Origin of the sequence: Sorangium sp. So ce887, assembly GCF_051521455.1 — a bacterium.
Lineage (GTDB): Bacteria > Myxococcota_A > Polyangia > Polyangiales > Polyangiaceae > Sorangium.
This window is the reverse complement of record NZ_CP150354.1, coordinates 12,566,579-12,592,656: the sequence shown is the minus strand read 5'-3', so window position 1 is coordinate 12,592,656 and position 26,078 is coordinate 12,566,579. Positions and strand designations below refer to the sequence as shown.

16 protein-coding genes are annotated in these 26,078 nt (G+C 71.8%); 4 read left to right on the top strand and 12 right to left on the bottom strand.

Translation table 11 applies throughout. The features are described 5' to 3' along the window. Positions 1-87: 87 nt before the first annotated feature. Together WMF36_RS47150 and WMF36_RS47145 are read right to left on the bottom strand one after the other, a co-directional pair. On the bottom strand, positions 88-1,419 hold the full coding sequence (locus WMF36_RS47150) for an aspartate kinase (protein WP_437577429.1): 1,332 nt from the start codon (positions 1,417-1,419) through the stop codon (positions 88-90). 125 nt (positions 1,420-1,544) lie between these two features. Next, the gene (locus tag WMF36_RS47145) at positions 1,545-2,798 is read right to left on the bottom strand and encodes a YkgJ family cysteine cluster protein (protein WP_437577428.1); all 1,254 of its coding nucleotides are present in this window, start codon (positions 2,796-2,798) and stop codon (positions 1,545-1,547) included. Between the two features lie 479 nt (positions 2,799-3,277). On the opposite strand from WMF36_RS47145, the gene WMF36_RS47140 reads away from it, so the two are divergent. After that, positions 3,278-4,780: a DUF4215 domain-containing protein gene (locus tag WMF36_RS47140; RefSeq protein WP_437577427.1), complete on the top strand. Its 1,503-nt coding sequence runs from the start codon at positions 3,278-3,280 to the stop codon at positions 4,778-4,780. Between the two features lie 152 nt (positions 4,781-4,932). On the opposite strand, the gene WMF36_RS47135 is transcribed toward WMF36_RS47140, so the two are convergent. The 8 genes from WMF36_RS47135 to WMF36_RS47100 form a co-directional block, all read right to left on the bottom strand. Further along, the gene (locus WMF36_RS47135) at positions 4,933-6,522 is read right to left on the bottom strand and encodes an MSCRAMM family protein (RefSeq protein ID WP_437577426.1); all 1,590 of its coding nucleotides are present in this window, start codon (positions 6,520-6,522) and stop codon (positions 4,933-4,935) included. A gap of 257 nt (positions 6,523-6,779) precedes the next feature. Further along, positions 6,780-7,271: a hypothetical protein gene (locus WMF36_RS47130; RefSeq protein WP_437577425.1), complete on the bottom strand. Its 492-nt coding sequence runs from the start codon at positions 7,269-7,271 to the stop codon at positions 6,780-6,782. Positions 7,272-8,012: 741 nt separating this feature from the next. Then, entirely contained in the window at positions 8,013-11,504 is a 3,492-nt protein-coding gene (locus tag WMF36_RS47125; protein ID WP_437577424.1) for a DUF4215 domain-containing protein, read from the bottom strand. A 138-nt stretch (positions 11,505-11,642) separates the two neighbouring features. Next, positions 11,643-12,284 carry an NAD(P)-dependent oxidoreductase gene (locus WMF36_RS47120; RefSeq protein WP_437577423.1) on the bottom strand — a complete coding sequence of 214 codons (642 nt, stop codon included), beginning with the start codon at positions 12,282-12,284 and terminating at the stop codon, positions 11,643-11,645. A 264-nt stretch (positions 12,285-12,548) separates the two neighbouring features. Continuing rightward, positions 12,549-13,322 carry an endonuclease/exonuclease/phosphatase family protein gene (locus WMF36_RS47115; protein WP_437577422.1) on the bottom strand — a complete coding sequence of 258 codons (774 nt, stop codon included), beginning with the start codon at positions 13,320-13,322 and terminating at the stop codon, positions 12,549-12,551. A gap of 18 nt (positions 13,323-13,340) precedes the next feature. Further along, complete coding sequence (locus WMF36_RS47110) at positions 13,341-14,579, bottom strand: phospholipase D-like domain-containing protein (protein WP_437577421.1); 1,239 nt, start codon at positions 14,577-14,579, stop codon at positions 13,341-13,343. Positions 14,580-14,679: 100 nt separating this feature from the next. Next, positions 14,680-15,246 (bottom strand): cytochrome c maturation protein CcmE, encoded by a 567-nt coding sequence (locus WMF36_RS47105; RefSeq protein ID WP_437577420.1) that lies wholly within the window; start codon positions 15,244-15,246, stop codon positions 14,680-14,682. 126 nt (positions 15,247-15,372) lie between these two features. Next, complete coding sequence (locus tag WMF36_RS47100) at positions 15,373-16,023, bottom strand: hypothetical protein (protein WP_437577419.1); 651 nt, start codon at positions 16,021-16,023, stop codon at positions 15,373-15,375. A gap of 225 nt (positions 16,024-16,248) precedes the next feature. Between WMF36_RS47100 and WMF36_RS47095 the strand changes: the two genes are divergently transcribed. From WMF36_RS47095 to WMF36_RS47085, 3 genes are all read left to right on the top strand, one after another. Continuing rightward, positions 16,249-19,761, top strand: coding sequence for a hypothetical protein (locus WMF36_RS47095; RefSeq protein WP_437577418.1), 3,513 nt, complete (start codon positions 16,249-16,251; stop codon positions 19,759-19,761). Between the two features lie 153 nt (positions 19,762-19,914). Further along, positions 19,915-21,057 carry an acyl-CoA dehydrogenase family protein gene (locus WMF36_RS47090; protein WP_437577417.1) on the top strand — a complete coding sequence of 381 codons (1,143 nt, stop codon included), beginning with the start codon at positions 19,915-19,917 and terminating at the stop codon, positions 21,055-21,057. A 229-nt stretch (positions 21,058-21,286) separates the two neighbouring features. After that, positions 21,287-22,465: a glycosyltransferase gene (locus tag WMF36_RS47085; RefSeq protein WP_437577416.1), complete on the top strand. Its 1,179-nt coding sequence runs from the start codon at positions 21,287-21,289 to the stop codon at positions 22,463-22,465. A gap of 82 nt (positions 22,466-22,547) precedes the next feature. Here WMF36_RS47085 and chrA read toward each other — a convergent pair whose 3' ends face one another. Next, positions 22,548-23,735, bottom strand: a complete 1,188-nt coding sequence (gene chrA, locus WMF36_RS47080) for a chromate efflux transporter (RefSeq protein WP_437577415.1) — start codon at positions 23,733-23,735, stop codon at positions 22,548-22,550. Between the two features lie 101 nt (positions 23,736-23,836). Continuing rightward, positions 23,837-26,011 carry a VWA domain-containing protein gene (locus WMF36_RS47075; protein ID WP_437577414.1) on the bottom strand — a complete coding sequence of 725 codons (2,175 nt, stop codon included), beginning with the start codon at positions 26,009-26,011 and terminating at the stop codon, positions 23,837-23,839. Between the last annotated feature and the right edge of the window lie 67 nt (positions 26,012-26,078).

Below are 26,078 nucleotides of genomic sequence, written 5' to 3'. Positions count from 1 at the left end.
CGGCCGCATTGAGCCATCGCGGCGCCGCGGCGCGACCTCGCCCTCCTCGAGGAGCGTCGCCGCACCTTCTCCTGGGATCGAAGGGCGTTACCGCGCCCTCTCGAAGAGAGAGCGGTGCAGCACCGCGACCGCGGCCGCGACGCTCGCGTCCTCGATGACCATCGACAGGTTGATGCTGCCCATGGCGTAGCTCAGCATCTCGACGTTGACGCCGGCCTCGGCCATCGCCTCGAGCACCTGCGCGGCGACGCCCTTCCGGTTGGGCAGGCCCTGGCCGACGATCACGAGCGTCGTCCGGTTGGGCAGGACCTCGCAGCCGCCGAACCGCTCGAGCTCGGGCAGCGCGCGGCTGAGCTTCCCGAGGTCGTCGGTGGTCATCGAGACCGACACCTCGGACGTGGTGATCACGTCGATCACGACCTCGTGCCGGGCCAGCACGGCGAGGACCTGCGCGAGGAAGCCGACCTCGCCGAACATCCGGGTCGAGCTGATCTTGAGCACGACCTGCCGCTCGCGGTACGCGATGCTCGTCACGGGCGGGGACGCGGCGTCGGTGTTGAAGTCGATGACCGTGCCGGGGTGATCCGGCCGGTTCGTGTTGAGCACCCGCACCGGGATGCCCTTCTCCATGGCGGGCAGGAGCGTGGAGGGGTGCAGGACGCGGGAGCCGAAGAACGCGAGCTCCGCGGCCTCGTCGAAGCGCATCGTGGGGATGTTCCGGGCCGTCTTCACGACGCTCGGGTCGGCGGTCATCACGCCGTCGGTGTCGCTCCAGATCTGCGCCTCCTCGGCGCCGAGGCCCGCGGCGAGCAGCGTGGCCGTGAGGTCGCTCCCGTTGCGGCCGACGGTCGTGATCTCGCCGGCCTCGTTGCGGCCGACGAAGCCGGTGACGATCGGGACGACGCCCTCGGGGACGCGCTCGGCGAACATGGCCTTGACCCGGGCGTCGAAGCCGGGCAGCGGGCGCGCGCGGCCGAAGCTCGCGTCGGTGATGAAGCCGAGGTCCCAGACGTCGTAGGCGCGGGCCGGCACGCCGCTCCGGGCGAAGAAGTCCGCGATGCAGCGGACGGCCAGGCGCTCTCCGAAGCTCGCGATGTAGTCGAGGCTCCTCGGGCTGAGCTCCTTGACGAGGCTGATGCCGCGCAAGAGGTCCGCGATCTCCTCGTAGAAGGGCGCGAGGAGATCGGGCGCGCAGCCGAGCGACTCGGCGACCGCGCGCTGCTTGCTCACCGGGACGGAGGGGTCGAACCGCCCGGTGGCGGCGAGCCTGGCCGCGTTGATCAGCGCGTCGGTCATGCCCTTGTGGGCGGAGCTCACGACGACGGGGCGGCGGTCCAGACGGGCTCTGACGATGTGAAGGACCTTCTCGATCTGCGCGCGGCTCTCGACCGAGCTGCCGCCGAACTTCATGACGATCATGCGCGTGCCTCCATGGGCCTGGCGGCCCGGTGGGCGCGGAAGGATAGTCATGCTCGGCCGGTAAGCGAGCCCCGCGAACACCTGACGCGCTGGGCTAGCCCTGGCGGGATCTCTGACGCACGGGACTAGGCCTCGGTCGCGAGGAGGGCCCGGAAGCCCTCGCGCTTCGTGAGGAGGAGCCAGCGCAGGTTCTTCATGAGCTTGCCTTGCTCCGAGAGGGCGGCGTGGCTCAGGAGGGTGAGCTCGGCGACGCTGATGCCCTCCCGGACGTCCTCCAGGGAGACCTTGACCCGGCCGTCCGCCGCAGCGCGGCAGCGGGCGAAGCGGGAGATCACGACGGTGGCGAGCGACAGGTCGAGCACGGCGGCCAGGAGGTGCCGGGGCGCCGAGAAGATGTGCCGGCGCTGGAGCACGACGCGCAGGTAGTCCTTGACGACGGTCCCCTCGTCGCCGGCGAGGAAGCGATCGACCGTCCTCACCCGCTGCAGCTTGAACGGCCTGGGGATGAACAGCAGGTCGACGGTGCCTCGCCCGAGCATCCAGGCGACCTTGTTCCCGAAGCTGCGCAGCGCCTGGAGCTCCGTCCACGAGGCCTTCTCGACGCGGTGGGCCTCCCGGACCCGCGACGGATAACAGAGGTTGCCGAGGAGATAGCCGAACAGCACCCGGGCGTAGAAAGAGGGCTTCTTGCGGGGCTCGAGCGGCGCGGGCGCCTCGGCGCTCGCGTGCGCGAGGGCGGCGTCGACCGAGGCGTCCGCGGCGCGGCCTCCGCCCTGGGGGAGGGCCCGCTCGAAGGCGGCTGTCCAGTCGTAGAGCCGCGCCAGCGTCGACGCCGGCGAGGCGTCGGTCGCGAGCTGGTCTTCCCAGTGCTTCACGGCGCGCAGGTACTGCGGCTGGGGGAGGATGACGCCGCTCAGCGTCGCCAGCGCCTTCGACATCCGCTCGGTGTCGCCGCGCTGCTGGAGCTTGGCCTTGAGCTGGCGGTCCACGGGCTTGCCGTAGTTGTCGCGGATCGACGGGCAGAGCTGGGAGAGCTGCGCGACAACGACGTCCTTCTCATCGCGGACGAACCCGAAGGGGAACGCCTGGCACGATTTCGGGATGTACTCGTGGCCAAACCGCTTCTGCATGCTGCAGAGCATGTCGTCGTCGAGGAAGACGCACTGGAGCCGGTGGTCCTTCTCCCGCATGGGCAGGACGCCGCGCGAGATGACGAGGGCCCCCTCGTCCCCGGCGCGCTCCCGCACCCAGGGCTCGGCGAGGTACCGCCTGGCTTCGTCGCTGCTGAAGCGGATGTTCCACGGCAGCCGGCAGCACCGAGCTGGGCAGTCGCGGCACTCGAACTTCTGGTTCGGCGGAGAGGAGAGCTTCGTCGCCATGGGGCGGCGGACGATACAACGCGACGGCGAGCCGCGCTCTCGATCCGCGCCCGCGCCCGCCCGCGCCCACCGGTTCACCCGCCGGCCCCCGGCCGCGCCGGGCCAAGCGAGCGGGAGGGCTCAAGCGTGGCAGGGCGCGACAGCCGGGAGAGCGACAGACAAAAGTACAGCGCCGCCGGGGCCTCAGGGGGGGCGGAGGCCGCGCGGCGGAGCTGGCCTCCCATGAAGCACTGACCATGCCATCCGGAGGATCCCTAGAACCCGCCAGAATTGCGGCAGTGCGTCGCGGACATCCCTTCCAATGTTTCGATTCTGAAACGCCACGATCTCAGCGTTGAAAGATTGTAAGGACACTTTTATTACCACTGCATTTTGCTGTGGACGTAACGAATACAATCCTTCCTGACTTTTCTCTCGGTGGGGCACGTGGTGGCGTACACGGCGCCACGAGCGCCGTACCCCTACGAAGGAGAAACAAGATGCGACTTGGTCTTTCCCTGTCAGCGGTTGCCGCGATGTGCCTGTCGGTCGCCGCGTGCGGCGACGATGATCCGAGCTCGCCAGGGGCGACGGCCGGCACGGGCGGCGAGGGTGGCGATGGCGGTGGAGGCGGCCAGGGCGACGACGGCGGCCAGGGCGGCGACGACGACGGCGGCCAGGGCGGCGACGGCGGCGGCGCCCCGGAGGCGAAGGCGGACGGCGAGGCCTGCGCGGCCAACGAGGAGTGTCTCGGCGGGCTCTGCTTGACGGAGGGGTCCTTCGGGTGGGCGGGCGGATACTGCTCTTCGCTCTGCGACGCGGAGCTCTTGCCTTGCGCGGCTGGGTCCGAGTGCCTGCCCCAGGGCAGCTACTCGCTCTGCCTCACGTCCTGTGGCGAGACGGCCGACTGCGGGAGAGCGGGGCAGACCTGCATCGATGTGAGCGGGGACGGCTGGCAGATGTGCGTTGGCGGCTGCGACGCCGATACGCAGTGCGAGGGCGCCTGCGACGACGACTTCGGGTTCTGCACCGCGACGGGTGAGGCCTGCGACAACGCCGAGGACGACGACGGCGACGGCCTGCAGGACTGCGAGGAGCGCGACTGCTCCGCGCTGAGCGCGTGCTCCGGGAGCATCACGGCGGCGTGCGCGGAGGCGACCGATGTGTCGGCGGGAGGGGCGTTCACCGGCACGACCGAGGACGGCACCAACGTGTTCGGCGCGATCTGCTCGGGCCTCGGCACCTACGCCGCCGGCGGGGGGCTCAAGGAGAAGGTCTTCCATTTCGTCGCGCCGGCCAAGGGCGTGGTCCAGATCGCCGCGCGCTCGACCGAGCCGGAGAGCGAGTTCGACTGGTACGTCCGGACCCGCTGTGACGACGCGGCGACGCTGCTCGGCTGCCTTGTTTCGTTCGCCCCGGACGCCGCCCCCGTGGAGCTCCTCGTCGACACGGGCGACACCCACGTCATCTTCATCGAGGCCCCGAGCGGGGCAGACGCGGCGTATGAGCTCAACGTGTCGTTCGTGAAGCAGGTCTGCGGGGACGGAGAGCTCGTCGGCACGGAGGAGTGCGACGACGGGAATGCCGTGGACGACGACGTGTGCACGAGCGCGTGCGTGGTGAACACGGAGTTCCTGTGCGCGCACGCGGTGGCGCTCACGGAGGCGGAGACGGCGGGGGACACGTCCGAGGGCACGGAGGGCTTCACGGGGTCGTGCGGGGGCGCCGGAAAGGAGCTCGTCTATCGATACACCCCTGCGGCGAGCGGCGACGTGACGATCACCGCGACGCCGGAGGGCAGCACCGATGTCGTCCTCTACGCGCGGACCGACTGCACAGACCGGGACAGCGAGCTCGCGTGCTCGGATGATCCGCTCGACGCCGAGGTCCCCGAGTCGATCACGGTGACGGCCACGGCGGGAGAGCCGATCGACATCTTCGTCGACAGCTTCGGCGCCATGTCCTCGGGGCCGTTCGGCCTGACGATCGAGCCGGCGGAGTGACCTGTCGATGGGCGAGGGCGCCCCGCGGGGGGCGAGCTCGCCGCGATTCCACGGCAGGGTCCGCGAGAGGCGCGTGCCGGCGCGAGAAATGGGAACCGGCCGTCCGGGAGGAGCCGCCTCCGGACAGCCGGGGATCGCCGCCGACGCTGCGTTCACTGCTTTGGCGGGATCGCAACCTCCTTGCCCTTGAGGCTCGGCAGGTCGACGACCTGGAGATCCATCGTCGTGACCTCGCCCGGCTTCACCCGCATGCCGGCGCCGACGCTCGTCGACTCGACGTTGATGATGTAGGCCCCGGGCAGGAGCCCGGACACGCGGTACGAGCCGTCCTCCGCGGTGACGGGGTAGTACATGCCGATCGCGCCCTCGTCGCCGACCGAGGTGGCCAGCATGAGGCGAGCCCCGGGGAGCGGCTTGCCGCCGACCGTGACGCGGCCGCGAACGTCCCCGGTGCCCTGGGGCGCAAGGACGATGTCCTGCTGCGTGGTCTTCCCCTCCTGGATCTCGACGCCCGCCAGCATCACCTGCTCACCGTGCCGCAGCATCACGCGGAGCGGGCCGGCCGGGACCTGGTCGAAGTGGAAGCGGCCGTCCGCGTCGCTCACCGTGTTCACGAAGCCGATCGGCCGGTGCGCCAGGGTGAGCCGGGCGCCCGCGACGGGCTTGCCGTCGGCGTCGCGCGCCACGCCGGAGAGGCTGCCGCCGGGCGACATCACGAGCTTCACCGGTGAGAGGCTGTCGCAGCTCGAGACCTCGATCTCCGTCGAGCTCACGGCGTTGCTCCCGTCGTAGCCGCGGACGAGCACCGTGCCCTTCGGCACGTGCGGCAGGCTGAACGAGCCGTCGTCCTCGGTCTGGGCCTGGGCGGCGGCCTCCATGGCGACGTTGCTCATCTCGCCGGCGACGAGCAACGACTCGGCGTCGACGTACACGCCCGGCAACGGAGCGCCGGACAGGTCCACCGCCCGACCGGTCAGGATACAACCCTTGGAGAGGGTCAGATCCATCTTCTCGACATCCCCGGCGCGAACGATGACCAGCGGAGAGAACGCCGGCGCGAACTCGGCCGCCGTCGCCCTGACGGTGAACTCCCAGGAGGGCAGCTGATCGATGCGGAACGAGCCGTCCGCGCTCTCGAACGTGCGAGAGAACAGGGGCGGCGTCGCAGGGGTCTCCGCCGTCACGGCCGAGAGGACGTCGATCGCGAAGCGCCGCACGGGCTCGCCCCGCTCGTCCAGCACGCGCCCCTCGACGACGCCGCTCTTCGGCAGCACGAGGCTCACCGCCTCGCCGGGGTGGGCCGTGGTCGACGTGGTCCCGTACCCCTCGGCGCTCGCGCTCAGCTGGTAGGTGCCGTCCGGGAGCGTGAGCTCGAACCGCCCGCTGTCGTCGCTCCTCACGGAACCTGCCGCCGAGAGCACGTTGCCGGCCACCTCGAAGGTCGACGCGACGACGGTCACGCCCGCGATGGTGCTCCCGTCGGTCCCGTAGACATGGCCGCTGATCGTGGGCCGCGCCTCCGGCCGCGCCGCGAGCGCGCCGCCGCGGAGGAGCGCCCTGTTGCGATAGCGGACGCGCTTCTCCGCCCCCTCGGCCGGGGCCCGCGAGCCGGCGGTCTGCTCGTCTCGCGGGCGGAGGACGAGGAAGAGCGCGACACCGGCGAGGGCGGCCAGGAGCAGTCCGGCGGCGATCCACAGAGGCCGGCGCGAAGGTTTCCGTTGCGACGTGTTCGCTTGCATCATTGTTCCTCCAGACAAATGGACCTGGCGAGAGCTCTGCGCCTGACGCTCGACGGAGGCGGAGAAAGAGAAAGGGGCTGCCGGCAGCAGCCGGCGCCCCTCCTCCTCGATCTGTTCCGCATGACGCGATCGGCGAGCGCCTCCCCGTCCTGCCCGGGGCCGTTACAGAGGGCTTTCTGCAGGGAGGCTCTCGCCGATCGGTCGAGCGATGGGCGTCGTCTTGTCGCCGGATGGAGACCGGTCTTAACGACGCACCGACATCAAGGGTGCGTGGCTTGAACCATCGCGAAGCTCTGGGCCATCGACAGCGCCGAATTGAACTGGCACACGCCCTTGATCACGAAGTTCGCGCCATCCTGCATCGCGCTCAGGCGCGCCACGCGCGTCTTCTGCTGCCGTGAATTGTAGCCCCAGTTCTCGTAGAGCGGGTCGTTGTAGATGGTCGCGTCCGCCGGGAACACCGCGCGGTACTCGCAATCTTGATCCAATGACGTCAGCTCCTCGTGAACGAGCATGTTGGAGCACGACGGCAAACCATAATCGGTGCACCATTTGACCGCGCTGACACAGGTGTCGTTCCACATACTGCCCGCCTGCTCGACCCAGGTGAACGCGACCTTACCGGAGGGGACCTTCCTCAGCCCCGTGTTGAGCGTGATTTTGTAGACCAGCCCCTCAGGGAGGGCCATGGCGCTGCCAGAGACCGACACGACCGCCGCAAAAGCGAGCGCCCAACGAGCAATCTTCTTCATGAGAAATACCTCCGAGGAATCGAATCTGTGGTGAAGTTTGATGCAGATACCTATCCAGATCGTCAGCCAAGGGATCCATGCCCCGGGGCCTGCGCCAGGAGAGCGGTGCCCGACGGGTGCGACGCGCGTTGTCGTCGGCCCGTCATGGCCACGCCCCCGGAGGAACCCGCCCCGAGGTCATGCCGCGAACAACAGGAGACTATTCTCCCCACGGGCTCACGCAAGCACTTTTGACTGGCATCTTTCCGGCCGAAAACACGACGGAGGTAGAACCAGAGAGAATAACGACACTCCTCGATTATGCTCTCATGCCCTCTGCCTCGAACGCACCCCATGGGCTCCCACATCCAGCCGAAGTATCACGCACCCGCGCCGCGAGAGGCGCTGTGCGGCGGCGCTGCGAAGAGCGGTCCAGGCCCGAGTGGCCCGGAGAACGCCAGCGCAGGCGCACGCCGGGCGCGAGAGGAGGGAACACGGGGAATCCGCGCGGGGCCCACGCGCTCGATTCACGAGGCGCCTTGTGGGCCCTGCCCCCCCATGTGACGCCGATGAGCACCGCGGAGCCACACCGCAGGGCGGCGCGACGGAGCGCGGCAGTCCCGCGATGATGGCATATCGAGAACTCGAGTCGTCGCGGCGCGCCGGGTTCGTCCCGGCCTCCCGGCGGCGCCCGGAGCGGGCGCGCGGCATGCCGGCTGGACGTGGGGCGCGAAGGCCCCGGACCCCCGGCGGCGCCGCCCGTCAGCGGAGCGTGACGGCCAGCCGGTAATCGAAGAGGGCCGCGGAGCCCGAGGCGCCCGACGCGGCGCGGACGCGGAGGAAGTACGTTCCCGCCGGGAGCGCGTGCGCCCCGGGGTGGCGCGGGCCGTCCCCGGTGCCGTCGAGGATCGAGCAGCTCCCCCGGCCGCCGTCGTCGTCGTCCGCGATGAGCGAGCCCTCCGCGTCGAGCAGCGAGAGCCGGCTGTCCATCTCGAGCGACTCGCACGTCTCCGCGCCGCCCTCGACGATCTCGGCGCGGATCGACCGGCCCTCGGCGAGGTCCACGGCGTAGACGTCGAAGTCGTCGCGCTCCCGCGTGCCAGCGATGAACACATCGGAGCCGACTGGCCCGTTCGCGTCGACAGTGGTGCCGTTCGGCTCCTCCTCGGCGCCCGCGGGCGCGAGGATCTTCGCCTGGAGGAGATAGAGCGGGATCGCCGCGCCGCCGTCGCGCGCCGCCGCCTCGACGTCGTATTCGCCGGCAGGCAGCCCCACGACGAGCGCCGAGCAGCCGCCGATGCCGCCCGCATACTCGGCGTCGGAGAGCCCCTCGTCGGTCGCGACCGGAGCCCCCTCCGCGTCGAGCACGCGGAGCGTCGTGAGGATACCGCCCTCGCAGCCCGCGGCGGTGCCGTCGAGGACCTCGAGGCGCACGACCGAGGCGGCCGACAAGCTCAGGTGGAATACGTCCCTGTCGCCGCCCGCGGCGAGGCTCGCCGCGACGAGCGCGTCGCCCGCGATCACGAGCTCGCTCGCCCCCGCCTCAGCAGGGGTGTCGTTCGGCTCGATCTCCGCCGTGACCGCCTCGAGCTGGCAGGCGGCGCTGCACCCGTCGCCGCCCGCGGCATTGCCGTCGTCGCACCCCTCCGGCGCGTCGCGGAGGCCGTCGCCGCAGACCGCGACCCGCTCGCAGCGCGGACCGCAGAGCGCGCCGCCGTCGCACTCCTCCGCGCCCTCGCGCACGCCGTTGCCGCACGAGGCGTCGAGCGAGACGCGCAGCGCGTAGCGAGCCGCCGGCAGCTCGGGGAAGCCGCGGACGCGGACATAGTACGTCCCCGGCTCCAGGCCGCGCGCCGCGGCGCCGCCCGGGCTCGTCGAGTCGATGAGCGAGCAGGCGCCGACGCCGCCATCGTCGTCGGACGCGAGCACGGTCACGCCGTCCGCCGCGAGGAGCGAGAGGGCGGTGTCGACGCTGTCGGCGCAGTGCTCGGGGCCGCTCGAGTCGAAGGTCTCGATCCGGAGGTCGGATACGGTCGTGAGCCGCAAGGCGAAGAGATCGACATCGCTCTCCGGCTCGATCGCGCCGGACACGAGCGCTCCCGGCGCCACAGCGCCGTTCGCGTCGGCCTCGGCAAGGGTCGAGTTGGGCTCGATCTCGTCCGTCGCCCCCTCGAGCCGGCACGCGGCGTCACAGCCGTCCCCGCCTCCGGTGTTGCCGTCGTCGCAGACCTCGGGAGCGTCGATGAAGCCGTCGCCGCACACAGGGATGCGCTGGCACGTCGGCCCGCACGCGGCGCCGCCGTCGCACTCCTCCAGGCCCTCGACGAGGCCGTCGCCGCAGACGGTCGTCGTCCTGGCGCGCAGGGTGTATCCGGCGATGTAGCCTCCACCGAACTCCTCGACGCGCACGTAATAGGTGCCCGGCAAGGCGACGGCGGCCTGGATGCGCGAGCACGTGTCCTCGCCGCCGTCGTCGTCCTCGGCCATCACGTCGCCATCGGGCGAAAGGAGCTGCATCACCGTATCGATGTCGCGGCAGGAGGTCGGGCCGGACGTGTCGAACGTCTCCACCTCGAGGTCGGCCACGCCGGGGACGTCGATGGCAAAATAGTCGACCTCGCCCGTCGGATAGATCGACGCGGTGAACAGCGCGCCCATCGCGGTCGCCTGCCCCGGGGTCGCCTGTCCCAGCGCGTCGTTCGGCTCGACCTCCGGGAGCGTCCCCTCGAGCTCGCACGCGGCGCTGCAGCCGTCTCCGCTCTCGGTGTCGCCGTCGTCGCACGTCTCGGCGCCGTCGACGGATCCGTCGCCGCACACCTGGATCCGCGCGCACTCCGGGGAACACCCCTCGCCGCCGTCGCACGCCTCGGCCCCCTCGACCACGCCATCGCCGCAGCGCGCGGTGAACACGACAAGGAGGTTGTAACCGGGGATCGTGGCGTCGCTGGTGAACTCCTCGACGGTCACGTAATACGTGCCCGCCTGGAGCTGGGTCGCCCAGGGGGCGACGCTCGCGTCGATGAGCGAGCAGGCCTCGGGGCCGCTGTCGTCGTCGCTCGCCAGCACCGTCGCGCCGTCCACGTCGAGCAGCTGGAGGAAGGTGTCGACCCCCTGGACGCACGCGCTCAGGGTCCCGGGGCTGAACGTGGCGAGCAGGATCTCCGCGCGATTCGGCACCTCGAGGGCGAAGACGTCGACGTCGCCGAGCGGCTCGATCGCCCCGGAGACGAGCGCGTTCGGCCGGAGCGCGGCGCGCTCGTCCGCCTCCGCGGCGATGTTGTTCGGCTCGACCTCGGACAGCGGGGTGTCCAGCTCGCACGCCGCGCTGCAACCGTCGCCGCCGGTCGTGTTCCCGTCGTCGCAGAGCTCCGGGCCCTCCAGCGCGCCGTCGCCGCACACCGAGGTGTCCAGCGTGAGCGAGAGCGTGTAGTCGAACGTCGCGGGCGCCGCTGCAGGGGAGATCTGCACGCTGACGAGGTACTCACCAGGGCTCAGCCTCTCCAGCACAAGAGACGAACAGTAGTTGTCGCCGGCGATATCGTCGTGGTCCGCGAGGGTCACCAGGCTCGCGTCGACGATCGTCACGTAGGTATCGACGCCGAGCGAGCTGCACGTCGTGCCCAGCGGGCCGTCGAGCGTCTCTGCCCTGATGCGCCCGACCGACCCGTCGGGGACGGTCACAGAGAACACGTCCACATCGCCTTCGGGATCGATGAACGCGCGGATCCGGCCGTCGGGCGCGATCGAGAAGGCGTCATTGGCCGACGTGAAGCCGTCGTTCGGCTCGACCTCGCACCCGGGCTCCACCTGACATGCGCGCGAGCAGCAATCGCCGTCCTCGCTGCCGCCGTCGTCGCAGGTCTCCGCGCCGCCCAGCGCGCCATTGCCGCACCCGGCGGTGCACGTGCTCGGCGCCCCGGCGCATGCGAATCCGGGCTCGATCGCGCAGCCCGGGTCGCACCCGTCGCCGGCCGTCCGATTCCCGTCGTCGCACGCCTCGGCGGGCGCGCCGACGGCCCCGTCGCCACACACCGCGCCGGGCGCGCCGCCGCTGCCCCCATCGCCGCCGCTGCCGCCTTCGCCGCCGCTGCCGCCTTCGCCGCCGGCGCCGCCTTCGCCGCCGGCGCCGCCGCTGCCGGCGGGGGGCGCATCAATCTTGCTGCGGTCCGCGGTGACGAGCAGCTCGCACCCGCTCAGGGCCGGAGCCGCCAGACCAACGAGCAACGGGAGCGCGGTCCTGCGATCGAAAATCATGAAGTCTGAGGCCTCGGCTCGGCGCGATCATGGCAATCGCGGCCATCACGGTAGGAGCGTTACAGGCGCTCCGATGCGCCGCGGCCGGCAGCAGACCGAAGCCCCGCCGTTGCGTCAAGGGACAGCGCGCGCCGTGCCTCAGTACGTCACGACGACCCTCTTGCGCAGGTACTCGTCGCTGTCGATCTGGGAGAGCATGAAATGCGCCACGTCCTCGCGCGAGATCGTGGGACCACCAAAGAAATAGCCGCCCAGCGGCAGGTCGTCGACGCTGGCGCGGTACTCCTTGGTGAGCCGTCCATCCGTGAGCTTGGAGGGGCGCACGACGGTCCAGGTCACATCGCTCTGGCGGACGGCCTCTTCCATGCGCATCATGTCGGAATGCCGGTTGCGGAGCAGCGGCTTGACCAGGAGGCGGAACCAGAGCGCGCTCTGCTGCTCCTCGCCGATGCCCGCCGAGGTGACGGCGATCAGGCGGCGGACGCCGTGCTCCTTCATCGCGCGGAGGACATTGGCGATGCCCTCGGAGTAGACGCGCGTCGGACCCAGGCCTCGCGCCCCGAGGGCGGAGAGGACGACGTCGTGGCCGGGCACGGCGCGCGACACCTGCTCGGCATCCATGATGTCGCCCCGGAGCGCGCGCAGCCGCTCGTGGTGCGGGACAGGGAGGGTGGCCGGCGTGCGCGCGAATGCGGAGACCTCGTGGCCAGCCTCCAGGGCCTGACGGACCAACGCGGCGCCCGTGCCCCCGGTCGCCCCCAAGATCAGCAGTCTGCTCATGAGCCGCCAGCCTACTCGGTCTGCCGCGGCGGGTTCAACACGCGCGTCGTGACGCGCCGCAGAGGCGCGCTGTCGCTCACGCTCGCCGCGTGAGCGAATCCTGGGTGTGCTCACAAGACGACACGGGCAACCCCCGACTCACCGATACGAATGATCCCCGAACCTCGTTCTGCGTCGTGAAGCGGCAGGCGCGCCGCCGGGGGCGGGACGCCGGCCTCATCCATCGAGATCTGCCCGGGATCCGGGCGAGCGGCGCTCCGCCCGTCAGGCGCCGAGCCGCAGCCACGCGACAACGCCGTGGTGATCCGAGCCGGAGAACGGCGCCCGCTCGCAGCGCGTGATCGTCCACCCCTCCCCCGGTTGAACGAAGACATAATCGATGCGGCGCAGCGGCAGGCCCGCCGGCCAGGTCCCGCCGGCCTTGCCGGGGTGCGCCTGCGTCCAGGCGTCGAGCCAGCAGCCGTCTCCGGCGCTCGCCTGGAGGTAACAGACCGCCTCCTCGCTCGGGAGCGCGTTGAAGTCGCCCATCAGCACGGCGCCGAGGCTCCCCGACTTCTCGCGCTCGCGCGCCGCGAAGCTGACGAGCTCGCGCACGGTGCGCGCCCGCGCGCGCTTCGACAGCGAGAGGTGCGTGACGAGCACGTCGATCACCGCGCCCGCGTGCCGGATCGCGGCGCGCAGGACCACGCGCTGGCTGTCGCGCTCGAACGGGTCCTCGCGATCGAGCGTGAGCGCCTCCAGGGAGTGATCGAGCACCTCGATGTCCTCCCTGCAGAGCAGCGCGACCCCCTCGCACTCGCCGCCCGCGGCGACCCGGCCGGGCGCGAACCAGGCCCTGTATCCGCCGGCGAGCCGCGAGAGCTCGCCGGCCTGGCCGAGATCGCCGCTCGCGCCCGGTGCGTGCACCTCCTGGAGCCCGATGATGCCGGGGCGCAGATCGCTGATGAGCCGGGCCAGCATCGTCCGGCGCCGCTCCCAGAGGGCGGCTCCCCCCCAGATGTTCTGGGTCAGGATGACGAGGTCGCGATCCTGGCTCAAATGCCTCCTCCTCGGGGGTCAATCCGGGGATGTCTTGACCAGCTTGTCGAGGAGGCTCAAGGCCCCGTGAGCGAGCCAGTCAGCGGCCTTGCCCTGGAGCGACCGCGCCGCGAGCGAGCCCCGGATCACCGGCCGCGAGTCCGCCCTGTCCTTCGAGAACAGGTCCGCCACCTGCGCGACGAACGCCGGATCGAACACGAACAGATTCACCTCGTTGACGGCGCTCAGGCTGCTCGGGTTCGCGTTGAACGTGCCTATCGTGCACCAGTCGTCGTCGACCAGCGCGAACTTCGAGTGCATGACATCCCGCTGGTACTCGAAGAGCTTGAAGCCGCGATCGAGCCACGCGGCGTGCTCGGCGCGCGCGGCGCGCTGGATGATCGGCAGATCGGTCTCGCCGGGGAGGATGATCTGGACATCGACGCCGCGCGAGGCGGCGTCGACGAGATCCTTGAGCATCCCGGCGGGCGGGAAGAAATAGGCGTTCTCGATCCAGACGCGCTCCCTCGAGCGCTGGATCGCCTCGCGGTAACGGGAATAGACCCGGGCGTTGTCGTCCGGCGTGTCCGCGACGAGCTCGAGATCCGGGTACTTGCGCCCCGTCGCGAAGTCGCGCAGCCCCTCGGATCCGCCGTCGGCCTCACGCCAGCGCTGCTCGAAGAGGAAGGCGAAATCGTCGACGCAGGGGCCCTCGAGACGCATACAGACGTCGTGCCACCCCTTGCCTCCGCGCCGCGTGGGCAGCCACTCGTCTCCCCACGCGGCCCCGCCGGTGTAGGCGTTGTCGTCGATCACGATGACGCGCGAGTGGTCCCGCGGCAGGAGCCCGCCTTGGCCGAGCCCCGACGCCATCGGGCGGTAAGCGCGGACCTCGATGTCGCGGCGCCGGAGCTCGTCGAAGAACGGGGCGTCGGTCTCGTGGGAGCCGAGCGGGTCGTAGAGGAGCCGCGTGCGCACGCCGCGCGCCGCAGCCCGCCCCATGATGTCCCCGAACGAGCTCCCGAGCAGATCGTCGCGGTAGATGTACGTCTCGATGTCGACGCGCCGCTCTGCGCGCTCGACGTCGCGGAAGATCGACCCCAGCACCGCCTCCATGTCGGGCAGGAGGGTGAGCGCGTGCTGCGCCGTCAGGACGGGGCCGATGGGATTCGACGCGCCGGCGCTCGCGGCGCCGCGGCCGGAGGGCGGCTCGCCCGGAACAGGCGAGCTGCGTCCGTCGCCGACGGGGCTCAGCAACCGGCGGTCACGGGGGATCATCGTCGCAGTGTGGAGGATGCGCGGGCGAAGGCGAGCGCTACCGGGTCTGCCAGGGCTGCGCCGCGCGCGGGCGCAGGGGCAGCGGACGGGCGCGTCCCGCTCACTTGAGCGAGAGCGGACCCTCGACGGCCGCGGCGCCGCCCTTCATCTCGTGCGAGTTGGGATCGTACTTCGAGGTGCACTTCGCCATCACGAGGCTCGCCTCGAAGTTGCCGTCCTGCTGGAGCGTGCCCTCGACGGTCACCTGGACGCCGCCGCTCGGAACGTCGCGGAAGGTATCGGGAATGACGCACTGGGCGTAGCGCACCGGCAGCGGCGCCTGCGTGCCGTGGATCTGGAAGCGGTACTCGCAGGGGGTGTCGCGCTTGGCCAGCGTGCCGGGCACGAGCTCGCCCTCGACGCGGACCTTGCGGCCGGCGAGCTTCTCCTTCGAGGCGAGCAGCTGATCGACCGGCGTCGCGTAGACGGCCGCTTCCTTGAAGCCGACGAGGAACAGGGAGACGAGCGCGCCCACCATGACGAGCAGCGTCGCGAGCAGGCCGAGGCTGCGCGACGCGCGCGGCTTGGTCGGCGGGCTCGCCGCGGCCGGCTTCACCACCGCGGGCGTGTCCTGCTGCTCCACCAGAGACAGCGCCTGAGCCAACTCTTCATCCAGCTTCTTGCTCATCGTGGGGACCCTTCAGGCACAGGCTAGCCCGCGCCTTCACAGGCTAGCCCGCACCCCACGACCGGTCGAGCGCCACCTGCACGGCCCCGATCTCGGCCGGCGGCACCCCCGCGGCACTGGACAGCCCTACCGGACTTGTCCCTCGCGAGCGGACTGAACGAACTGGCGCGCCTGCTCGCGGAGGGTCGAGACGCTCGCGGCGTCGTCGGTCGTGAAGAGCACGCGGAGCCCGTCCGCCGCCTCGACGACCCTGCCGCGCGCGCCCATGCGGGCCATGTCGAACAGGCGGCAGCGCGTCACGATGTCCTCCGGCGGTTGCTGCGCCTGGCGGAGCGCGCCGAGGTGCGTGTCGAGCCGGCGGGCGAGCATGTCGAGCGACGTCGCGCTGGCGCCGGGGCTCGGCGTCATCACGATCTGCACGCCGCCCGGGATGTCCTCCGCGGTGACGCTCGTCGACGCCGAGATCTCCTCGCAGAGCTCGTGCTCGTCCAGGCCGCCCGCGGCCCCGTGGCGCGTCCGGTCCTCCTCGGTGGGCTCGGTGGGGCGCCGACCGAGCTCGTCCGAGCCGGGCTCCGGCGCGCGCCCCGGAGCGGCGCCCGGGGGATGCTGATCGGCGGCGTACGGCTGCGGCTCGGCGGCGTAGGGCGCCTCGGACTCGAACGTCGGCGTCCTGCCGATCGGCTGGGCCGGCCGCCGCTCGCCGCCGCACCCGGAGGCGAGCGCGAGGAGCGCGACGGAGCCCAGAGTTACGTGCATGCGGTGAATCGACGCGTTCATGGAGGCCTCCTGGAATTTCTCCGCCCTGCCGGGTTGCAGCCGCCGTGCCCGCGGGCGCGCGCCCCCGCGACGCTCGTGGCCCGTACAGAGCGGCACCGCGGCGCACGCTCCGGCGTGTGGGCGCCCACGGCGCGCGACGCGTGAGCCCCCGGCGACGATCGCCGGCCCATCTGCGCTAGGCTCGGCCGCCGCCCCCTCCCGGCCGCGCCGCGAGGGAGGCCGACCGTGCGAAGCATGCGACATCCCCGATCGCCCCTCTCCCTCATCGCTGCGCTGCTCGTGCCGCTCGCCTGTGGCGCAGGCGCGTGCTCCGGCCGCCCGATGACGGCATCGCCCGCGCCTGCCGGCACGGCGGCGCGCGCCTCCGACCGCGAGCCGGCCGCGGCCCCGGCGGCATCGACCTCGGCCGAGGCCGCGGCGACGAGCGCAGCCACGGCGCAACCCGGCCGCACGCCGGTCGGCGCGCCAGAGGTCGAGCCGCTCCCGTTCACGCTCGAGCCGTCGCTCGACGGCCGCTCGGTGCTGTTCCTCTCGAAAACGTCGTCGGACCGATCCGGCTGGGTCAGGCGCCTCGACGCCGCGACCGGCGAGCTCGGGCCGCCGCTCCCGCTGGTCGACGAGGACCTCGCCGGCGCCCTCTCCTCGCCCGGCGGGAGCACCACGCTGCTCACCTCGCAGGACGGCGAGATCTGCGCGACGGCGTTCCTCCCCGGCGAGACCTCGGCCGCGTCCCGCTCGTGCGCGAGAGCCCGCGCGCACGCGGCGGCGGCCGTGGGCGAGCGCGTCGCGCTGATCGAGCTCGAGATCGCCGATCCCGCGAAGGGCGACAGGAGCACCGCGAAGGCGCAGCGCGCGGCGCGCGAGCGCTCCGCCCCGGCGAAGACCGCCCGCAAGGCGCCGGCCCGCAAGACGCCCGCGGCGAGCCGGCCCGGAAAGACGACCGGCGCGCGCGGCGCGGCGGTCGAGAAGAAGAAGCGCGGCGCGGATCGAGGGCGCGAAGGCCGGCCCAGGAAGGCCCCGCGCGCGGCGCCCCGGCCGAAGCGGCCGGATCCGCTGCCCGAGGTCGAGGTGCGGGTCCGCTGGATCTCGCCGGCCGGCGGGATCGCGGCCACGTCGTCGCCCACCGGGCTCCGGTTCCGGCCGCCGCTCGACGGCATGGGGCTCATCGACGCCGGCGGGAGGCCGGGCGCGATCGATCTGCTCTACTACGCGGCGAGCGCGAAGAAGACGAGCACGTCATGGCTCGGGAGCGCGCAGATCGCCTTCGCGTCGCTCGGAGAGGACGGCAAGCTCGACGCGAGCCGGCGCGCCGTCGTGGCCGAGGGGGACCTCGACTACGGCACGCTGCGCGGCCACCTGGATCCGCGCCTCGTGACGGCGAGCGCGGGCGCCGTGGTCGTCGGCGTCACCGGCCGCAACGGGGCCTGCCAGGCGACGCGCGTCGCGCCCTCGCTCCAGCGGCTCCCCGCCGGCGCCGCGCCCAGGGCGGTCTGCGCCGTGGATCCGGCGCGCCTCGCCGACGCGACCCCGCTCGCGCCGGCCGAGATCGACGCGCTCGCGCGCATCGCCGCGAGCGGCGCCCGGCGCGCCACAGGGCAGCCGGCGTACGACCCGGGGCTCGCCGCGTGGGCGGGAGATCGCGCCTACTTCCAGACGACCTCCGGCGAGCTCTTCTCGGCGTCGCGCGCCGACGGGCAGCCGCGCCGCGAGCCGGACCCGTTCCCGGCGCGGCGCGCGCGCATCGCGTGGGGCGCGCTCGCGACCGACGGCGAGGGGCTCGCCTTCGCCGCGGGGCAGCTCCACCGGCTCGACCCGCGCGGGCCGATCTCGGCGGCGGCGGCGCCCGAGGGGATCGGCGCCGCGCCGCCGGGGGGCGCGCCGGGCACGCCGATCGGCGAGCCGGAGCGCCCCGCCGACAGGCGGCGCGCCGCGCGCATCGGAGCGTCCTGGTGGCTCGCGAGGACCGACGTCGTGCGGCTCGTGCCCGAGCCCTTCGTGGTGCCCGCGCTGCGGGGGCGCGCCCACGAGGGCGGTACGGCGCTCGTCGGCGGGCGCGAGCGGGGGCTCTTTCTCGAGGTGCTCGGCGATCGGCTCCAGATCACCGGCATCGACGCCTCGGGCGCGCTCGCCGGGCCGGGCGCGCTCGCGCCGGCGGCGCCCCACGCCGCCGCGGCCGGCCCCGCGACGCCCGCCGTCGCGATCGCGTCGCCGGTGCGCGCGGGGTTCGACGCCTGCGAGCGCCGGGGCGGCGGGGCCCTCGTCGCCGGCGTGAGCGCCGGCGACCCACGCAGGGTCGTGGCGCTCTCGATCGACGCGCTCGGCCGGCCCGGCGCGGCGCGCGAGACGTCGCTGCCGCTCGCCGAGGGCGACCTCGCGGTGCGGCTCGTCGCCCTGCCCGAGGGGGGCGCGCTGCTCAGCGACGCGGCCCGGCGCCACGTGGTCTGGCTGGACGACGACGGCGCGGAGCTCGCGTCGCAGCCGTGGCCGGAGGACGACACCGGCGCGCTCTGCGTCGACGGGCAGCCGGCGCGGCGCGCGGTCCCGGCGCCTTCGCCGGGCGCCTTCGTGACCGTGCCGGAGCTCGCGGCCCCCGGCGCCTGCGTGGTGGGCGACGTCGTCTGGGCCGCCGACGGCAGCCTGCGGTGGTTCGGGAGCGCGGTGAGCGGCCTCGACGCGCAGGCCGAGGCGGGCGTCGCGCGCCCCGCGCTGCCCGAGAGCGCGGTCGCGGCGGTGCGCGCGGCGGCGGGAGAGCCGACAGAGGCGCTCGCCCCCGCGCTGCCGGCCGCGCCCGCGTGCCCCGCGGACATGGTCGCCATCGAGGGCGGCCGCTTCTGCATCGATCGCTTCGAGGCGATGCTCGTCGACGGCGCCACGGGACAGGCGCTCTCGCCCGACTACCCGTCGACCCCGAACCTCCTCGAGCTCACGCTCGCCGAGTGGTCGACCGGCCGGCGGCGGATCGGCGACGTCCACGCCCGCGCCTTCCCGCTGCCCCTGCTCCCCGGCTGGCAGCGCGGCCGGACGATCGCCGCCCTGGCCCGCTCCCGGTTCGGGGTGCGGCCGAGCGGCTACGCGACCGGCCTCGTCGCCGAGAGCTCCTGCGCCGCCGCGGGCAAGCGGCTCTGCTCGGTCGAGGAGTTCGTCACGGCGTGCCGCGGTGAGGACGACACCCTGTACCCGTACGGCGACACGTTCGAGGAGGGCGCGTGCAATGTCTTCCGGCCAGCGCACCCCGCCTCCCTGCTCCATGGCAACGCGTCGATCGGCCACCTGGACCCCCGGCTGAACCGTGTGCGCAGCGCCCGAGAGCCCCTGCTGCGCGAGACGGGCGCGAGCCCCCGGTGCAGGAGCCGCTGGGGCAGCGACGCGGTCTACGATCTCGTGGGCAACCTCGATGAGTGGGTGAACGAGCCGGGCGGCGCGTTCGCCGGCGGCTTCTACGCGCGCTCGACCCGGTCCGGCTGCGAGGCGCTCATCACGGCCCACCCGAGGAGCTACCTCGATTACTCGACCGGCGTCCGCTGCTGCCAGGACGGGCCCGCGCCGACGGCGACAGAGGTGGAGTTGCCGCCAGCGGCGCCCGCGGCGCCCGCCGGCTCAGCGCCGCGGCCGCGCGGGCATCTGCCGGAGCATCCCGGTCACGGCGAACGCGGCGGAGATCACCAGGAGCACGTGGATCCAGTTGTTCGCGTGCCGCGCACCGAGCACGGCGAGCAGCCAGATCAGCAGCGACACTAGGGCCACGCCCCAGAGCACCATATCGGTCCAGTGTTTCATTCGGCCCCTTTCGAGAGGGTTCGTCCAGGGATCAAGCGAATCGCGTGCCACGCCGTCGCGGGTGCGCGCTTCCACGTGCTACGTTGGGCGGCGATGAGCGCGTCATCCTCCGCCATGGAAAGCGATCTAGAAAACCCGACGGAAGAGCACCGGATGCTGCGGCAAATGGTGCGGGATTTCGCCCGTGAGGTCGTCGAGCCGCAGGCCGACGAGCACGACCGGAGCGCGACCCTCAACATCCCCCTGATGCAGCGGCTGGGCGAGCTCGGCCTGCTCGGCGTGACCGTGCCGTCGGAGCACGGGGGCGCGGGCATGGACGCGGTCGCCGCCGTGATCATCCACCACGAGCTCGCAAAGAGCGACCCCGGCTTCACGCTCGCGTATCTCGCCCACGCGATGCTGTTCGTGAACAACTTCTTCCACGCCGGCAACGACGAGCAGCGCGCGCGGTACCTGCCGAAGGTGCTCTCCGGCGAGTGGATCGGCGCGATGGGCATGACCGAGCCCACGAGCGGGACAGACGTGCTCGGCATGAAGACGTTCGCCCGGCGCGACGGGGATCGATTCATCCTGAAAGGGCGCAAGGCGCTCATCACGAACGCCCCCGAAGCCCGGATCTTCCTGGTCTATGCGACCATCGAGGACAGGGTCACGACCTTCGTGGTGGAGCGCGGCTTCCCCGGGTTCTCGACGGACGAGAAGACGCCGAAGATGGGAATGCGCGCCAGCACGATGAGCGAGCTCATCTTCGATGACTGCGTGGTGCCCGCCCGGAACGTCCTGGGCCAGGAGGGGGGCGGGATCCGCAACATGATGAGGAACCTGGAGCTGGAGCGCCTCACCCTGGCCGCCATGAGCCTCGGAATCGCGGATCGCTGTATGGACATCATGATCCAGTACGCAGGAGAGCGAAGGAGCTTTGGCAAGCCGATCGCCGAGCACGGGCAGATCCAGCGCTACATCGCGGAGAGCTACGCCAAGACCGAGGCGGCGCGCGCCCTCATCTACTCGGTGGCCCGCGGCGTCAGCCCCGACCGGAGAAACCGCCTCGGGACGGACGCGGCGAAGCTCTTCGCGGCGCCGGTGGGCAAGGAGGTGGCCGACAACGCCATGCAGGTGCTCGGCGGCTGGGGCTACTGCACCGAGTACAAGGTGGAGCGGTTCTTCCGAGACGCGAAGCTGCTCGAGATCGGCGGCGGTACGCTCGAGTCCCATCAAAAGAACATCACGCGAGAGCTGATCGGCCGCATGGGCTGACGTTGCCCGGCCGCGCGGCCCCGCTCGCTGCGGCCCGGCGCGCGTGTGTCGGCGACAGATCCTCTGGTGAATGGGATGTCACCAGGGAATTCGCGGCGTGTCGTGGGGAGTCGCTCCCAGGCGGCAGGGGGCGCGGTGAGGTCCTGTCACGCCCCGGTCGCGAAAAGGCAGCGCTGGATTTGCGGTCCGGCCATCGAGACGCCACGCGCCTCGGTCAGCATCGCCATCCATGGATTGGGGAGCTCTGGCGACGGTCGCGCCGACGGCGCTGTCATCCACCATCTACGCGACGCTTCAGGCCTCCTTCCTCTGGAGGATCAGCCGGCGTCGGCTCGAGGCGCCGCCGCCGCTCGCGGCGACCCCGGTCGTCAGCGTCCTCAAGCCTGTCGCCGGTGTCGATGACGAGCTCGCCGGCAACCTCGAATCCTTCGCTCACCTCGATTACCCCTGTTACGAGCTCGTCTTCGGCGTCGCCTCGCGTGAAGACCCGGCGGTGCCGGTGATCCAGGCCTTCATCGCGGCGCACCCCGAGGTGAGGGCGCGGCTCTGCCTGACGGATCCGAGCGAGGCGTTGAACCCGAAGGTGGCGCAGCTCCTCGAGCTCACGCGCAGGGCGGAGGGCAGCGTCCTCGTCATCTCGGACGCGAACGTGCGTGTCCGCCCGGACTACCTCCACGCGCTGCTGTCGAGCTTGATGCGGCCCGGCGTGGGGCTCGTCTCGAGCCTGGTCGTGGGCACGGGGGAGCGCACGCTCGGCGCGGTGGTCGAGAACGCGCAGCTCGGGGCGTTCATCGCGCCCGGAGTCGTCGCCGCCGCCGAGCTCGCGGGGCGGTCGATCAGCGTGGGCAAGTCGATGGCGATGCGACGGATCGATCTCGAGCGGGTGGGCGGGTTCGAGAGCGTGGCCAGCGTGCTGGCGGAGGACGACGTGCTCGGGCAGCGCTTCAGCGCGCGCGGGTTCGTGGTCGACCTCTGCCTGGATCCGATCGAGAACCGCAATACGAGCTGCTCGCTCATGCGCACGCTGGATCGGCACACCCGCTGGGCGAAGATGCGGCGCGCGCTCGTTCCGCGCTGCTTCGCGGTGGAGCCGTTCAACTCGCCGCTGCTCATCGCCTGGCTGACATTGCTGCTCAGCCCGACGCGCTTCGCCCTGGAAGTCTGGCTGTTCGCCTGGGCGCTGCAGAGCCTGGGGACGTTCCTGGCCCTGAGGGCGCTGCGGCCGGCGCGCTTCAACCTGACGCTGGTGGCGGCGGAGCCGCTGCGGACGCTGTGCTGGTTCTTCTGCTGGCTGAACGCCTATTCGAACCGGCGGGTCGCCTGGCGAGGCAACGCGTTCTACCTCGGGGCCGGGTCGACGCTGGTGGCCGCGGAGGAGCCCGCCTCCGTACGATCGCCGGCCAGATAGAGGATCGCGAGCGAGAGGGGCTCCGGGCCGCGGGGGGCCGCCGAGGAGGCAACGTTGAGGCTGCGAGCCTCGATGGGTCGCTCTAGAGATGAACGGAGAGGATGCCGAGGGCCGCGCCGGCCAGGATGAGCCAGAGCGAGCTCACGCGGTAACGGACGAGGAGGAGCGCTGCGACGAGGGCCAGGGCGCCGGTGAGCCAGTCGACCACGGCCGCGCGGGCAAGGCGGTAGGACACGACCGCCATCAGCGCGAGCGACGCCGCGTTCACGCCGTCAAGGAAGGCCGAGGCCACGGCCGAACGGCGGACGCGGGGGATCAGCGGGCCGCTCAGCGCGACGAAGAAGAACGCCGGAAGGAAGATGCCCACCGTGGCGACCAGAGCGCCCGGGACGCGGCCCAGGAGATATCCGATGAACGTCGCCGTCGTGAAGACGGGACCGGGCGTCACCTGGCCGACCGCCACCGCGTCGAGCAGCTGCGCCTCGGTCATCCACCCGTATCGCTCGACGAGGTCCGCGCGGAGGAACGCGAGGAGCACGTAGCCGCTCCCGAAGAGGACCGAGCCCACCTTGAGAAAGAACAGGAACAGCGGCAGGAGCCCGAACGGGACGCCCGCGGCCGCGGCCGTCGCGGCGCCCCCGACGAGCGGGACCGCAAAGGCCGCCACGCCGGGAGACGGGCCCGCAGGACGCCCGGCCGCGAGCCGGTGCGCCACCGCGAGCGCGCCGGCGCCGGCCAGGACCGCGAGCTCGTGGACGCCGAGCAGGTTCGCTCCCGCGCAGAGCGCCGCGAGGCCCATCGAGCGCTTCGAGCGCAAGCCGGCGCGGCCGAGACCCCAGAGCGCCTGGACCACCACCGCGATGATCACCGGCTTCACCCCGTAGAGGAGCGCCGACATCTCCGGCACAGCGCCGAACCGGACATAGCCCCACGCGAACCCGAGCGTGATGAGCGCCGCCGGGACAATGAAGCACGCCCCGGCCACGAGCAGCCCCGCCCAGCCGGCCCGGCGGTGCCCGATGTGGATCGCCAGCTCGGTCGAGCTGGGTCCCGGGATCAGGTTGGTCACACCGTAGAGATCGAGGAAGTCCTCGCGCGTCATCCAGCCGCGCCGGCGGACCACCTCGTCCTCCATCATCGCGACATGGGCCGCGGGGCCGCCGAAGGCCGTGGCGCCCAGCCGGAAGAAGAGCCGCGCGAGCTCCCAGAGCGCCGCGCCGCGGGCCTCCCCGGGCGCCCGGGCACCCCCGCTGACCGAGCCTTCGACCATGACCGTGGTGTACCAGAAGCGGGCCCCGAACGGCCTCGAGAGAGCCGCCAGGGCGACCCCTCGGCGGCTCCGGGCGCGTGCCGGCGAGCGCCGGCCGCTCGTCACTGGATGGGGGGCTCCGGGATTTCCGGCGGAACGAGGAAGAAGACCTTGCGGGTGCTCAGCGTGGTCACGCCGTCGCCGGTGACGACGATGTTCGCCGTGAACACCTGCGGCTCCGTCGTCGGAGGCACCGAGACGTTGATCTTCGGGATCACGTCGAAGCAGACCGTCGGCCCCGGGAACACGTTGGCGTAGGTGTCCGCGACGCTGTCGAGGTTCCTGTCCACGACCCTGAGCCCGGCGGTGCAGGGCTCCGGAGCCTGGTTGTTCGCGATGATCCTGTCGATGAACGCGCTCACGGCGTCGACCGTGTCGGTCTCGTCGTCCTCCGCCGCCGCCGAGATGTCGAGCGTGACGTAGGTCGTGAGCACCTTGATCGCCTGGATGACAGCCAGGTTCAGGCCGGCGCCGCTGAGGGAGACGGAGAACACGAGCGGGCACTTGCCGTTCGTCGCCGTCACGCCGCTCCCGTCGTCCCCGATGCAGCACTGATCCACCGCGCACCCCGGCGGGCGCAACTCAGCCGATCCCCACGCGGACGGCGGAACGACCGAGCCGGTCCCCAGCGCGCCGGCGGTGAGGTCGGCCTTGGGCTCGTCCGAGTCCCCATCGGTCGTCGCCATGCCGATGAGGCGGCCGCCAAGAGCGGTCAGCGAGCGAAGCGCCTGCGCGTAGTTCGGCGAGTCGAGCCTCGAGTAGTTGTTCTCCGGGATCGTCCCGTTGTGGCTCGGCGCGTCGGTGAGCATCACCACGATGGGCAGCGAGCCGGGGCGGAAGCCCACGCCGCCGAGGGTCCCCACCGACTCGCCCGCCGGGATCTCGCTCGGCGGCGCGGTCACCGGATTGAACGCAGGCACGTTGGAGCCTCCCGCGCGCGTGCCCTCTCCGGTGGCGATCTGATAGAGAGCCTCCCAGCCGCTCTCCGGAGTATCGGCGCCGCCCGCGGCCGCGAGGGAGTCCACCGCGTCCTGCACCGATTCCTTCCCTTCCGGCGTGAGGACGCTCATCACCCGATGCTGCAGATAGAACGGCCGATCGGAGGAGGCCCCGTACGGATTGGTCGGAAAGTCCCTGTAGTGAGTCACCCCGATGCCGATGCTCGGGATCTCCTCGGCGAGCTGCGCGATGATCTCCTGGAGCGTCTCCCTCAAGCTCGAGATCACACGGCCCATCGAGCCGGTGGTATCCATCGCGAACACCACGTCGGCCTGCGAGATGTTGGTCGAGAAATCGAGCGTGTCCTGCGCCGGATCCGGATCGGCCCGATAGGGCACGACGAACACGAAGTCCCCGTTGGCCCGCGGGTTATCCATGTCGTCGTTCGGGTTCGTGCCGGCGGACTGCTCGATGAGGTCGCTCACGCCGTCCTCGTCCGTGTCCTCGCTCGCGATGCTCGACTCGCTCGGATCGAGCACGCCGTCGCAGTTGACGTCCTCGAGCTGGTCGAGGAGGCCGTCGTTGTCGCTGTCCAGATCGACGAAATCGGCCCCGCCGTCGTCGTCGCTGTCGATGGGCGGATGCTCGGGCTCGCCCTCGCCCCGCTCGACCGAATCGGGCCGGCAGTCATTGTCCGAATCGAGATCTCGGAACGCCGGGATCTCATCGCCGTCAGCGTCGAGCGCTCGCTCGAACCGATCCAGGATGCCGTCCTTATCGGAGTCGGTGTCGCGGAAGTCAGGCCACCTGTCGCCGTCGGTGTTCACCGGGTCGAGCGGGTCCGCTCCCAGCTCGTCCTTGTCGAAGAGGCCGTCGCCGTCATCGTCGAGGTCCGCGTAATCGGCCCTGCCGTCGCCATCGAGGTCGTCCTCGCCGTCCTCTCCGTCGGGGCGACCGTTGTTGTCGGAGTCCTCGTCGCGGAAATCGGGCACGCCATCGCTGTCGCTGTCAGGCAGCCCCGTTTGCCCCAGCGGGATGGCGCCCTCGACCTCATCGGACACGCCGTCGTCGTCGGAGTCGGTGTCCTCGAAATCCGGCACGCCGTCATCGTCGGTGTCCACCGCCTCGTCGCGCCCCTCCTCCGCGTCGCTGATGCCGTCCTCATCCGTGTCCTCGATCGTCGGCTCCGGGTCGACCACCGGCGGCGGCGGCGGCGCCTTGTCGTCCGGCGCGGCGTTGCAGCCGACCGGCACCGAGAGCAAGAGGCAGTAGAGCAGAGGGCGAAGACTGCGACGCATAGGAACTCCTGCGCGAGTGTGGGATGCGAAATCCTAGACGCTTCGCACAATCCGGATCAACCGGCAT

Coding starts and splice junctions, on each gene's coding strand:
- WMF36_RS47090 (WP_437577417.1), top strand. CDS start 19,915: ATGGAAAGCGATCTAGAAAACCCGACGGAAGAGCACCGGATGCTGCGG.
- WMF36_RS47130 (WP_437577425.1), bottom strand. CDS start 7,271: ATGAAGAAGATTGCTCGTTGGGCGCTCGCTTTTGCGGCGGTCGTGTCG.
- WMF36_RS47145 (WP_437577428.1), bottom strand. CDS start 2,798: ATGGCGACGAAGCTCTCCTCTCCGCCGAACCAGAAGTTCGAGTGCCGC.
- WMF36_RS47075 (WP_437577414.1), bottom strand. CDS start 26,011: ATGCGTCGCAGTCTTCGCCCTCTGCTCTACTGCCTCTTGCTCTCGGTG.
- WMF36_RS47110 (WP_437577421.1), bottom strand. CDS start 14,579: ATGATCCCCCGTGACCGCCGGTTGCTGAGCCCCGTCGGCGACGGACGC.
- WMF36_RS47125 (WP_437577424.1), bottom strand. CDS start 11,504: ATGATTTTCGATCGCAGGACCGCGCTCCCGTTGCTCGTTGGTCTGGCG.
- chrA (WP_437577415.1), bottom strand. CDS start 23,735: ATGGTCGAAGGCTCGGTCAGCGGGGGTGCCCGGGCGCCCGGGGAGGCC.
- WMF36_RS47150 (WP_437577429.1), bottom strand. CDS start 1,419: ATGATCGTCATGAAGTTCGGCGGCAGCTCGGTCGAGAGCCGCGCGCAG.
- WMF36_RS47100 (WP_437577419.1), bottom strand. CDS start 16,023: ATGAACGCGTCGATTCACCGCATGCACGTAACTCTGGGCTCCGTCGCG.
- WMF36_RS47105 (WP_437577420.1), bottom strand. CDS start 15,246: ATGAGCAAGAAGCTGGATGAAGAGTTGGCTCAGGCGCTGTCTCTGGTG.
- WMF36_RS47135 (WP_437577426.1), bottom strand. CDS start 6,522: ATGATGCAAGCGAACACGTCGCAACGGAAACCTTCGCGCCGGCCTCTG.
- WMF36_RS47140 (WP_437577427.1), top strand. CDS start 3,278: ATGCGACTTGGTCTTTCCCTGTCAGCGGTTGCCGCGATGTGCCTGTCG.
- WMF36_RS47120 (WP_437577423.1), bottom strand. CDS start 12,284: ATGAGCAGACTGCTGATCTTGGGGGCGACCGGGGGCACGGGCGCCGCG.
- WMF36_RS47085 (WP_437577416.1), top strand. CDS start 21,287: ATGGATTGGGGAGCTCTGGCGACGGTCGCGCCGACGGCGCTGTCATCC.